This is a genomic window from Ehrlichia muris AS145, from assembly GCF_000508225.1.
GTDB classification, from domain to species: Bacteria; Pseudomonadota; Alphaproteobacteria; order Rickettsiales; family Anaplasmataceae; genus Ehrlichia; species Ehrlichia muris.
Map to the genome: position 1 here is coordinate 199,843 of NC_023063.1, position 13,445 is coordinate 213,287.

Annotated in this window: 7 protein-coding genes and 1 tRNA gene; 5 read left to right on the forward strand and 3 right to left on the reverse strand. The window is 29.6% G+C overall.

From position 1 onward, the window contains the following. Window positions 1–9: 9 nt before the first annotated feature. From rpoC to MR76_RS00820, 4 genes are all read left to right on the forward strand, one after another. Complete coding sequence (gene rpoC / locus MR76_RS00805; RefSeq protein ID WP_024071801.1) at window positions 10–4,242, forward strand: DNA-directed RNA polymerase subunit beta'; 4,233 nt, start codon at window positions 10–12, stop codon at window positions 4,240–4,242. A gap of 210 nt (window positions 4,243–4,452) precedes the next feature. Further along, entirely contained in the window at window positions 4,453–5,556 is a 1,104-nt protein-coding gene (locus MR76_RS00810; protein ID WP_024071802.1) for an aminotransferase class I/II-fold pyridoxal phosphate-dependent enzyme, read from the forward strand. Between the two features lie 835 nt (window positions 5,557–6,391). Continuing rightward, a tRNA-Arg gene (locus MR76_RS00815) sits at window positions 6,392–6,465 on the forward strand. A gap of 26 nt (window positions 6,466–6,491) precedes the next feature. Continuing rightward, window positions 6,492–6,908, forward strand: a complete 417-nt coding sequence (locus tag MR76_RS00820) for a YqaA family protein (RefSeq protein ID WP_024071803.1) — start codon at window positions 6,492–6,494, stop codon at window positions 6,906–6,908. Between the two features lie 1,321 nt (window positions 6,909–8,229). Here MR76_RS00820 and MR76_RS00825 read toward each other — a convergent pair. Together MR76_RS00825 and MR76_RS00830 are read right to left on the reverse strand one after the other, a co-directional pair. Then, entirely contained in the window at window positions 8,230–8,862 is a 633-nt protein-coding gene (locus MR76_RS00825; protein ID WP_024071804.1) for a ribonuclease HII, read from the reverse strand. Between the two features lie 1,405 nt (window positions 8,863–10,267). Continuing rightward, the gene (locus tag MR76_RS00830; RefSeq protein WP_024071806.1) at window positions 10,268–10,756 is read right to left on the reverse strand and encodes a Na+/H+ antiporter subunit E; all 489 of its coding nucleotides are present in this window, start codon (window positions 10,754–10,756) and stop codon (window positions 10,268–10,270) included. Window positions 10,757–10,934: 178 nt separating this feature from the next. Between MR76_RS00830 and MR76_RS00835 the strand changes: the two genes are divergently transcribed. Further along, window positions 10,935–11,510, forward strand: a complete 576-nt coding sequence (locus MR76_RS00835) for a MotE family protein (RefSeq protein WP_235111289.1) — start codon at window positions 10,935–10,937, stop codon at window positions 11,508–11,510. 1,154 nt (window positions 11,511–12,664) lie between these two features. On the opposite strand, the gene MR76_RS00840 is transcribed toward MR76_RS00835, so the two are convergent. Next, a complete protein-coding gene (locus MR76_RS00840; RefSeq protein WP_024071808.1) occupies window positions 12,665–13,444 on the reverse strand; it encodes a type III pantothenate kinase in 780 nt (259 codons plus the stop codon). Window position 13,445: the final 1 nt, after the last annotated feature.

Here is a 13,445-nt window from a genome sequence, read left to right on the forward strand (position 1 = left end):
TAGTAGTATATGAAGATGTTGGATTTGTATGGCTATACTAGTATTGCACAGTCGTTTGATAAGATTTGCATATCTATAGCTAGCCCTGAAAGCATTAGAGCAATGTCGTATGGTGAAATTAAAGATATTTCTACTACTAATTATCGTACTTTTAAAGTGGAAAAAGGGGGACTTTTTTGTCCTAAGATTTTTGGGCCAGTGAATGATGATGAATGCTTGTGCGGTAAATATCGAAAAAAACGTTATAGAGGCGTCATTTGTGAGAAATGTGGAGTTGAAGTTACTTCATCAAAGGTACGTAGAGAAAGGATGGGACACATAGAACTTGTATCTCCTGTAGCACATGTTTGGTTCCTAAAGTCTCTGCCTTCTCGTATAGGAGCGTTACTTGATATGCCGCTTAAGTTGATAGAAAATATTTTATATAGCGGTGATTTTGTAGTTATTGATCCAATTGCAACCCCATTATCTAAAGGTGAAGTTATTAGTGAAAGTGCTTACAATCAAGCAAAGGATAATTACGGAGAAGATAGTTTTCTTGCGTTAACTGGAGCTGAGGCTATTAGGGAATTATTAGTCCGGTTAGATTTGCATGCAATTAATGCAAGTCTTAGAGTAGAATTGGAATCTACAACTTCAGAGATGAAGCGAAAGAAAATAGTAAAAAGATTGCGCATTGTTGAAAATTTTATAAATTCTGGGAATAAACCTGAATGGATGATATTAACAGTTATACCAATTTTACCACCTGATTTAAGGCCGCTTGTTTCTTTGGAAAATGGAAGGCCAGCAGTTTCTGATTTAAATCATCACTATCGAACAATCATTAATCGTAATAATAGATTGGGTAAATTGTTAAAATTGAATCCACCTGCAATTATGATCCGTAATGAGAAAAGAATGCTGCAAGAAGCAGTAGATGCTCTTTTTGATAGTACACGTCGTAGCTATATTTCTAATAAAGCAGGAAGTGTAGGGTATAAGAAATCATTAAGTGATATGTTGAAAGGTAAGCAAGGGCGTTTTAGACAGAACTTGCTGGGAAAAAGGGTAGATTATTCTGGTAGGTCAGTAATAGTTGTTGGTCCTAACTTAAAATTACACCAATGTGGATTACCTAAAAAAATGGCTCTAGAATTATTTAAGCCGTTTATTTGTTCAAAGTTAAAAATGTATGGTATTGTGCCAACAGTAAAGTTAGCAAATAAGATGATACAAAATGAAAAGCCAGAAGTTTGGGATATTTTGGATGAAGTAATACATGAGCATCCAATATTATTAAATAGAGCACCTACTTTACATAGATTAGGCATACAGGCGTTTGATCCAGTTCTAATAGAAGGTAAGGCAATACAGTTACACCCTTTAGTATGTAGTGCTTTTAATGCTGATTTTGATGGAGATCAAATGGCGGTGCATATTCCATTATCACTAGAAGCTCAGCTTGAGGCTAGAATATTGATGATGTCTACTAATAATATTTTGAGTCCTTCTAATGGTAAGCCGATAATTGTTCCTTCAAAAGATATAGTACTTGGAATATATTACTTAACGTTACAGGATCAGGTTCAACCTGAAGATGAAGTTTTATTCTTTGGTGATTTTAGTCATGTAGAATACGCTTTACATAATAAGGATGTACATATATGTACTAAAATTAAGTATAGAATGACTTATTGTAATTATGATGCATCAGATGGAGAGCCTTCATATTATTCTAAAGTAATTGAAACAACTCCTGGTAGATTGATATTGTGGCAGATATTTCCGCAACATAAAAATTTAACTTTTGATCTAGTAAATCAGGTTTTAACTGTAAAGGAAATTACAGCTATAGTTGATTTAGTGTATCGGAGTTGTGGTCAAAGTGAGACTGTTGAGTTTTCAGATAAATTCATGTCTCTTGGATTCAAATATGCTTCACAGTCTGGTATTTCATTTGGATGCAAAGATATGATTATTCCAGATACAAAGACAATGCATGTAGATAATGCTAGTGAAAAAATTAAGGAATTTGCTGTGCAATATCAGGATGGCTTGATTACAAGAAGTGAAAGATATAATAAAGTAATAGATGAATGGTCTAAGTGTACTGATTTGATAGCTAAGGATATGATGAAAGCTATTTCTGTGTATGATGTAGAAAGTAAGTTAAATTCTATTTATATGATGGCTCATTCTGGTGCTAGGGGATCTGCATCACAGATGAAACAATTAGCAGGAATGAGAGGGTTAATGGCTAAACCTTCAGGTGAAATTATTGAAACTCCTATAATATCTAACTTCCGTGAAGGATTGAATGTATTTGAATATTTTAATTCAACTCATGGGGCAAGAAAAGGTTTAGCAGATACCGCTTTGAAAACTGCGAATTCTGGATATTTAACTCGTAGGCTTGTTGATGTTGCTCAAGATTGTATAGTTGTTGAATATGATTGTAAAACACACAATGGATTTGCCATAAGATCTGTTGTTGAAGGTGGAACTGTAGTTGAGACGTTAGATAATATTATACTTGGAAGAGTTGCTGCTGTTGATGTTTATAATCCTATTACTGAAGAATTGCTTGTTAAAGCTGGAGAGTTAATAGATGAAGCTAAAGTTGAGAAAATAAAGATAGCTGGATTAGATGCTGTAAAAGTAAGATCTCCTCTTACTTGTGAAGCTAAAAAGGGTATTTGTGCTTTATGTTATGGTAGAGATCTTGCTATTGGTGATGTTGTATCAATAGGTGAAGCTGTTGGTGTAATAGCAGCTCAATCTGTTGGTGAACCTGGTACTCAATTGACTATGCGTACTTTCCATGTAGGTGGTACTGCGATGAGAGGTGTTGAAACTTCAAACTTAATAGCATTATTGGATGCTAAGGTAAAATTAGTAAACAGTAATGTTGTTGAAGATAAATATGGTAATAAGATTATTATGAGTAGGTCTTGTGAAGTAGTATTGCTTGATAGTGTGGGTAACGAAAAGATGCGTAATAGTATACCTTACGGTGCAAGACTTTATGTTAATGATGGTCAATTAGTAAAAATTACAGAAAAAATTGCTGAATGGGATCCTTATACAATGCCTATTATTACAGAAAAAACAGGTATCATTAAGTATATGGATTTAATAGATGGTGTTTCTATCAATGAAGTATTAGATGAATCTACTGGTATTTCTAATAGGGTAGTAGTTGATTGGAAATTACATTTACAAGGTGCTAACCTCAGGCCTAGATTAGTTTTAATTGATGACAATGATAATGTAATAACACTATCTAATGGATTGGAAGCAAATTATTTGATACCGATAGGGGCAGTACTAAATGTTCAAGATGGGCAAAAAGTTCATGCTGGGGATGTAATAACAAGAATTCCGAGAGAATCTATAAAAACTAGAGATATTACAGGAGGGTTACCGAGGGTAATTGAGTTATTTGAAGCGCGTCGTCCAAAAGAACATGCTATAGTAAGTGATGTTGATGGTTATGTTGAATTTGGAAAAGATTATTATAGGTCTAAAAGGCGTATATTTATTAAGCCAGTAGATAGTAGTTTGACGCCTGTTGAATATTTAGTGCCTAAAGGTAAACATACTATTGTAAATGAAGGGGATTTTGTGCACAAAGGGGATTTGTTGATGGATGGTGATCCTGATCCTCATGATATATTACGTGTTTTAGGGATTGAGGCACTAGCAAATTATATGATCTCTGAAATTCAGCAAGTTTATAGGTTACAGGGTGTACGTATTGATAATAAACACATAGAGATAATTTTAAGACAGATGTTGCAAAAAGTTGAGATATTTGAACCAGGAGATACTATGTATTTAGTTGGAGAGAATGTAGATATGGAAGAAATCATAAAGACTAATAATAATATGATAAAAATGGGTAAATCTCCTGCTAAGTATGCTCCAATACTTCAAGGGATTACTAGAGCAAGTCTTGATACTAATTCATTTGTTTCTGCTGCATCATTCCAGGAGACTACCAAAGTATTAACAGAAGCAGCATTTTCTGGTAAGGAAGACTCTTTATATGGGTTAAAAGAGAATGTGATAGTAGGTCGACTGATACCTGCAGGTACAGGATTCTTAATGAATAAAATCAAGAAGCTATCTTTATTAAATAAAGAAGATTATTCTATGTATTATAATAATGAGTATCAGGATCCAGCATTACTCCAACGTGATGATAATGCTTTGAATCAGGGATTGCCTAAAGATACAAATAGTATTGTTGACTATTAAAGAATATGAAAGTACTTATGTTTTAGTAGATGGTTCTTCCTTTTAGATGGTGGGGGTTTTAAATCTCGTGTTTGTGGTTGCTTAATTGAATAGTGTTGAGTACGTTGATTTAATTCCTGCTATACTTTCTCTAGAATTTATGTTTTATACAACTTTACATTTAAGTGTAGCTTTATAAAAAGGCATAATAGGTATTTGTGTAAGTGTTAAATGTTAGATAAAATATTAAATCGAGAACTCATTAAGTTGAAGGTTGACAATCTATATAGAGAACCTTCTGCTATCACTAAATCTGAAGCAGGTAATGTAATTTATCAAAATGATAAAAAATTAGTTTCTTTTTCTTGTAATGATTATTTAGGTTTAATAGGACATCCGTTATTAAAAGAATCGGCTATAAATGCAATAAATAATTATGGTGTAGGAGCTGGTGCTTCACGTATGATTACAGGTGATAATGTCATTTATCAATGCTTAGAAAATAAATTGGCAAAATTGTATCATACAGAAATGGCTTTGGTATTTAGTAGTGGTTATCTGACAAATGTGGGAGTTATTTCTGCTTTGGTACATAGGCATGATATGATCATTGCTGACAAATTAGTACATTCTTCTATTATTGATGGTATTAAGCTTTCCTCTGCCAAGCATTATAGGTTTGAGCATAATGATTATAAGCATTGTGAGGATATGTTAAAGGAATATAGAGGCTTGCATAAGCACTGTTTTATTATAGTTGAGCAAGTGTATAGTATGAATGGTGATATTGCTCCAATTGATCAGCTAAGAAAATTAGCAGAGAAGTATAATGCATGGCTTATTACAGATTGTGCTCATGGGTTTGGATTAATACCTTGTGCTAGTTCAGATATATATATTGGTACTTTATCCAAGGCAGTTGGTGTCTTGGGTGGTTATGTCTGTGCATCAAAAGTTGTTATAAAGTATATACAAAATAAGGCTAGAACTTTTATATATACAACTGCTCTACCTCCAATGGTGATTGCAGCTGCAAGCTCTGCATTAGATATTATAGGCGAATCTATTAATGATACTCCTATTAAGCTGGCTAAATTTTTTTGTAAGAATCTAAATCTTACTGAGCCTAGTAGCCATATAGTGCCATTGATTATGAAAGATATAGATAGTGTTTTACATGCGCAACAAATTTTAAGAGAAGAGGGGTTTCTTGTTGTGGCGATACGCCCTCCTACGGTACCCACTCCAAGACTTAGGTTTGTATTTAGTGTGAATCACAGCTCATCAGATATAGAAAAATTATGTGAAGTTATAAGACGAAATAAATTAGTATAAACATTGTTTGATATGTAGTACTGAAATTAAATATCTTATTGTTTATATCTAGATTCTATTGTATAGCATATTGGTACTGTTATCTAATGTTAGAAACTTTAGCTAATCTTAACCATGAATTATAACATGGATGATAAGTGAAAGCAGGTTATAAAATGCCCATTATATAAAATATCTGCTATAGGCTTGGATTAGAGAGTTTTGTACAACATATTCTATTTGGTTAATGTCAAAGAATATTTGATTAATGTTATCTATAAAAGTTTTGTAGTATGGATGATAAGTGAAAGCAGGTTATAAAATGCCCATTATATAAAATATCTGCTATAGGCTTGGATTAGAGAGTTTTGTACAACATATTCTATTTGGTTAATGTCAAAGAATATTTGATTAATGTTATCTATAAAAGTTTTGTAATATGGATGATAAGTGAAAGCAGGTTATAAAATGCCCATTATATAAAATATCTGCTATAGGCTTGGATTAGAGAGTTTTGTATAACATATTCTATTTGGTTAATGTCAAAGAATATTTGATTAATGTTATCTATAAAAGTTTTGTAATATGGATGATAAGTGAAAGCAGGTTATAAAATGCCCATTATATAAAATATCTGCTATAGGCTTGGATTAGAGAGTTTTGTATAACATATTCTATTTGGTTAATGTCAAAGAATATTTGATTAATGTTATCTATGAATTTGTATTGTGACATAGATAATAGATAAAAAGAAATAAAAGTATCTATTATATTAAAATATTTTCTGCGAGCTAAGAATAGAGTGTTGAAAATTTGTTTACATTATATGGATAATCTATATGATTGAAAGTGTATTGGGGCCGTAGCTCAGTAGGATAGAGCATTAGATTCCTAATCTGGAGGTCGTGCGTTCAAATCGCACCGGTCCCATGAGGTATGTAATGGTATGTCTATAGATGATAGAAGTTTATAGTTTGTTATTTGTTGACAGTTTAGTAGCTGCTCTTATTTTACCCTTAAATAAAATATTTGTATTTAAAGTAATGGCTTATTTTGGGGGATATAGTTATGTTTTGATGATTTTAATATCGGCATTAGGAGCAGTTGTAGGAGGAATTATTAATTGGATATTAGGTAGAATGATAATTTTTGCACGTGTAGAATATCATAAGGTGCAGGATGATTATGGGAAATTAGGTGTTTATATAAGATTGATCTTGATGTTATTAACGTTGCTATGTTCTTGGATTCCAGTGTGGGGGGGCATAATTAATATATTGTCTGGATATTTTAGAATAAAAATATTAAACCTGGCAGTATTACTTTTTTTTTCTTATTTTGTATATCTTACTTATTGCATAATAGTATTATAGATAAACTAATGTATGAAATATAATCAAAATTGAAGGTTTTACTTAGTGGTACTAGGAAAAAAGGCTTATGTATTAGATTGAAATAATTAATATATTGTCTGGATATTTTAGAATAAAAATATTAAACCTGGCAGTATTACTTTTTGGTAAGGTTTGATATGACTCAAATTTTCTCTTACATGGTTTTTAGAAAATGTTCTATAGCATTACAATACTTCTGACTTAAAATTAAAACTCTGGCTAGTCTATGGTCAATATGTTATTCAGTTTTTTCAGATCCTTAAGCATACTATTATCTAACAATATTTTTGAATCATGTGCTTCTGTTTCTATAGCACTAAACTGTCCAAAAGGAAAAATCAATTTAATCAACCTAATCTATTACAAATTGGTCGAGCTGTAATTGCAGATTCTATCTGTTAACAATATATCATTATTTTAAATAATACTAAAATTACTATTTATGTTGGGTACTGTAAGATTTACTTTAATGAAAGTAGTGATCTTAGCTATATTTTTTATACCTTGTTTTGAAGAAACAGTTACATCTGGTTTATATTACCATTAGTATTCAGGTTCATACAAAGTCTTTTAATGATTTGCATAGTATTCATAACTGTACTATATTAAATATCTGTTTAATGAATGTGTTTAATATTCAATAAGAATCTTAAGTTATGTTGAAAGTGGAGCTTAAGTCATAAAAAAACTATCATACAAGAAGAATATAAAGTCTTTAATAAGAACTCTTTATTATCTTTCTCAAATAAATTGATTAATAGGATCACGTATTGCGGCATATATATGCTTCTGTAATTTAAATCTTTGACAATATCTTTATGGAAAAAAAGAAAATATCTTTTTATTATGTGTGATTTTTTGATTGTTATAACTTTTAAGAATATGACTTCTTTTCACAATTGAAACTCATATTACCATTAAATCTAACAAGATACTAATTTAACATTATGGATAAAACTACTAGTAAACAATTTATTCAGTAGGAATATTCAGTTGATCTGCATTTGTATTTTTTATCTCTGCTATATTGATACACATATTCTCAGTTGAGAACCATCTTTAGTGCTACTATCACTTGCGTAAATATTTTATTATTTAGTCCTCTTATAAGTTGACTCTTACGTTGCCATTATTATAGTCTTGTGATGAAATAAACTGTGTTATAAATTTTAGTCATCAAATCTGATTACTATGGTTACTTATGTTAGTACAGTTTTGATGAAACGACATGTATTTGAACCTAGGAAGGTTTAAAGATTTGTTTCACTAGTGTATTAATAATATTGTTTCTATATATTTATTATTCACTATAAAGTTTAGTAATCTCTGATACTGGAGCAAATGTGTTTCTATGGTGTATAGTTTTACCATATTTATATAAGGATTCTAAGTGATGTTTAGTTCCATATCCTTTATTTTTGTTCCAGTCATATTGTGGGTACTGTACATGCAACGTTTCCATTAATCTATCTCTTGTAACTTTTGCAATTATAGATGCTGCAGCAATTGATATACTAATATTATCTCCGTCTATAATAGCTTTTGTATTCCATGGTAGATCTGGTGGAATCTTATTTCCATCTACTATTACGTAGTCTATATTAGAATTTAAACCGCTAAGTGCTCTTTGCATTGCAATATGTGTGGCATTTAGTATGTTGTGCTGATCAATTTCATGTATGTCAGCAAGTCCTATACTCCATTTTATTATAGGGGTGATTATGTTGTAAATTTCTAGCCTTTTCTTTGGAGTAAGCTTTTTTGAGTCCTTGATATTATATGTGATACGATTGTCATGTTTCAGAAAAAAAACAGCAGCTGATACTACAGGACCGGCCAATGAGCCGTATCCTACTTCATCAACTCCTACTATAATACAATTCTTGTTGTTTATTGATTTTGATATTTCATTTTCTATAGAAAAATCTGGCATAGAGTTTATTTTATAATTTACCTAAGGATTAGTGATATTTTGAATTGAAATAATAAGTATATTTATACGTGAGATTTGTTGATAAAGAAAGTTTTTTAACATGAGGGAATTATATGAGTAGTGGGGGAGGGTATGTATTTTAGTGATAATTTTAATTCAGGAAGTTATATATTATAAAGGTTAGGAGCATTATTTATAGTTGTCAGAATAAATGATGATAGATCTTATCATTACAGCACAATTATAAATTACCTTATAAAATCAAAAATCTCTATAGATCTCTTTTGGCATAGGTAAACATTGATTGATTTAATGTTGATAAATTTATACCATAGTTTAATTGGAATATTAGGGAAGTCTGCGATTTCTAGTAAAGTGAACCCTGCAGTAAACAGGGATATAGCAGTAATCTTACTGTTGTTTGGGTAAGAGATTATATGTATATGTGCAAACACATCTAAGATTGCGATAGAGAAGTCATAGTTCTAGCCAATATGGTAGTTATATTAGATTAATTAAATTAATTTTCTTTTTAGACAATTTGGTGCTGTGTAGGTAAGAGTACATTATTGAAAAATATTTTTTGAATGGTGCTTTAGAAGCTTAAAAAGACTGAACAGTGTACATAGTATTATTGAAGAGAAAATGGAAGCTTTATTGTCAAATACAGAATCAAGCATTTGTTAAGATGTGACTGATCATGGATTAGCTAAAATTTGGATTGAAATTGCATGTTAAATCAGGGAAGACTTGAAGTTAAAATATCTAAAGCAAGTTCTCAAAATATTGTCTGAGATAAAAGGGAGGGATTTTTATGAATATGCGTTACAAGGAAAATGTTGAACATATAGTGTTAATAAAGTAATACTCAGTTTTCAGAAAATCAGTAATAGTAAGTATGAATATTTTGAAAAATTATAAACAACAAATAGTGTAAGCAGTAATTCAAATGTTAGATGTTCCTTTAAAGTCTTATGCCTATAGATGTTATTGACTAAGTAATATAAATGTTTTGTCACATAGTAAAAAGGTAATATGCAGTTTTCAAGAATCAGTTATAATAATAATTCAAGGTATAATACTTCTAAGAGTCCTGAACCTATAAATATTATTAGTCAAGTGATAAACTTAGTATAAGCATTCTATTTACTAAGTAGAGAGAAACTAGTATTAATCTGCAGTAGATTGATTCCTTCTATATTGAGAGTGCTGTTACTGCGTAGTAATTTATAATTATCTATGTTTGTAGATATTTTGTAGCTTTGTATTATTAAAATTTAGTCATTTCTGTATTATAAGTTTATTTCATAGGTTAATGCTTTGTGTTTGTGAAATTTTTATCTTGGATATAGCTATGGAATAAAGAACATATTGTATATTTGTTGTGCAATCGGGGGTTTTATTGTTATATGCTTGCAATCTTATTGTCAATATCTGTTGCACCAGACATTGAATCTTCATCTATAGCTAAAATTCTTATTTTATATGAGCTAGAGGATTCTATGACATTTATGCTTACTGTTCCAGGGGTAAATGTGATAGAATTTACGACTATTGATATGTTTAAATCAGTAGTTTGTTTGGTTTGTATGACTCTAAAAATTGCTGAATCTATTTTTGACCTAAAATTCCATACTTTTTTTGTTATATATATGTTAGATAGTATAACCTGTTGTATGATCCAAAAGAAGTAACGTAGGAAATGAAGCATACAAGGAAAAAATTGTTTTTTTGTGTAGTAAATATCATAGTCATTTAGCGGTATAACATTCTTCAACATTCTTGCCATAACTAATGTAGTTATACAACTTGCAATCCCTAGTGTTACAAAAAATAAATCAAAATACCCTGATAAGGCAAACCAAAATGTGAACAATGTAAAAAACGTCTTCACTGTTTCATATTATTAAAGTGTTTTATAAGCAATGTCAGTATAAAATACTATAATTATTTATTGCTAAATCATGATAGTGTTTTATTATAACATAACTTGATTTTAAGCCTCATTGTATAATAGTTTTTTTGATAGTATGCAAGTGATTTATGTTGTTAATATAATATTAATGTTCTGTATGACTGGAATTTTATTACATCATTTTTATAATATTAATGATGATAAAGTTGTAGAATTCGGTTTGTTAGACCATGTTGAATTTGTAAAAATTAGTAGTTATTTTCCTAGAAATGCAAAGCAAAAAATGAAATTATTTCCAATAGATGATGGATCTATATCTGTTGTAGATTTACAAGATTGGTATTACCGTTTATTAGAACAAGAAGACAGTTTAAAAAATAAAGAGATTTTGTTGAGAACTGTTGAGCAACACAATAATGAGCAGGTGTTGTATTTAGAAGAGATGAAAAGAAAGTTAGTATCATTAATTAATATTGATGATCAAAATTATGATGAAAAAGTATATAGCTTAGTGAAAATATATGAAAGTATGCCTGTAAAATTGGCTGCTGAAATATTTGGATTATTAGATACGAACTTACTCATGTTAATAACTAATTATATTGATAAGAGTACTTTGTCAGATATATTATTACATGTTGATCCAAATATGATTGAAAAGATTAAAGAATTATCTACAGACATATCTAAGCAATGTTATTGTAATAATAATATTATTAAGAGTAGAGTTTAATATTACTGCTATATGAATCAATATATGATTTATGATAACTAGTAAGTTGGTTATATAATGCTTATTAACTTAATACTAACTTGTGTCTTTAATTAAAATGTATCTACACATATCTAAGCAATGTGATTGTAATAATAATATTATTAAGAGTAGAGTTTAATATTACTGCTATATGAATCAACATATGATTTATGATAACTAGTAAGTTGGTTATATAATGCTTATTAACTTAATACTAACTTGTGTCTTTAATTAAAATGTATCTACACATATCTAAGCAATGTGATTGTAATGGTGATTATTACTAATAATGGATTTAGGTGTTGTAGTGGTATTAATTAACATGTGATTTGATAATTAGTAGCCGGTTTGTAGTACTAATTAGTTAATATTGCTTCTGGTATAAAGGGTATATAAGTAAAGGTTGCTTATATATATTCATTATTGAAAATCTAATTTTATTGTACTTCACAAAAGTTTTTTGTATTGTCAACTGGATATTAAACTTGGATAGTTTCATAAATAATGTTGTTTATAAGAAATGTAGTTGTGTGATATAGGATGTGTTGGGTTATAGAACTTTTTACATAGTTTGTTGTTGATATGTGTTACATATCTTAAGATATATTTATTATTTTGATAAGTGTTGTTTTCGTGTTTATGAGAGTAGTGGTGTCTATAGCTCTATTAGATTAATTTATGTGCTTTATAGATATATTAAGCTTTATGCTTGAATTTTATCATAGATAAGATATTTCACTTTACATAGTTTGTTGTTGATATGTGTTACATATCTTAAGATATATTTATTATTTTGATAAGTGTTGTTTTCGTGTTTATGAGAGTAGTGGTATCTATAGCTCTATTAGATTAATTTATGTGCTTTATAGATATATTAAGCTTTATGCTTGAATTTTATCATAGATAAGATATTTCACTTTAAGGATTGGAGTAATGTTAATACGTGTTTTTAATTCTTAAAGTACTAGTAGTAGTGTATAAAATTTATAAGAAAAGTTTATAGCGTATTGGTTAATCCTTAGTGTCAATAATATATTGATTTTGTGTAGGTTACGCAACTATATGTAATGAGTAAAACATGAAGAACATTGTAATTGTGTTCTACTATATCAGAGATTACTGTAGTAAAGTATTTATTGTTTGTTATCGAGTATATTATGCAATTGTATTAGACCTCTTGTGGTCAGGTCTACTTCAATATTGTTAATAGCAGTTTTATGTTCAAAAAATAAATGGGAGTTTCCTCCTGTTGCTACTACGTGTAATCCTTTTCCTTCTTCATCGGTTATTTTTTCAATCATTCCATTGATCATACTGATGTATCCCCAATATATTCCTGATTCCATTGCATGGTATATGTTGTTTTGTATTACTTTATCTTGTTTTGATACTAATACCTCTGGTAATAATGCGGTATATTGACGCATACTTTTTGCTAGAATATGTGCTCCAGGTGCTACGACTTGTCCGTATATACATTTGTCACTATTTAATAAATTAAATACTGTTGCAGTTCCCATACCTATTATTAGTAAGTCTTGATTGGGATACAAGTTACTCGCTGCGATTATATCTGCTAATCTGTCTGAGCCTAGTGCTTTGTTTTGTAGGTTTATCTTGATGTTAAAAAGGTCTGCATGATGATTATCCAAGATTATAGGATCTGTATTAAAGTAATTTTTACTTAATTCTATAATTGGTGTTGTTATACTTGGAACTACACTTGATATAATAATGTTATTGATATTCTGGGAATTAATATTTAGTTGATTTATTGTGGCATTTAAATAGATGAAATATTCATCAGCTGTTCTTCTTGGTTGAGAAGAGATAGTTATTGTTTTTACTATTCTATTGTTTACACAGATTGCGAATTTTATATTTGTATTACCTACATCTATTGTGATAAACATA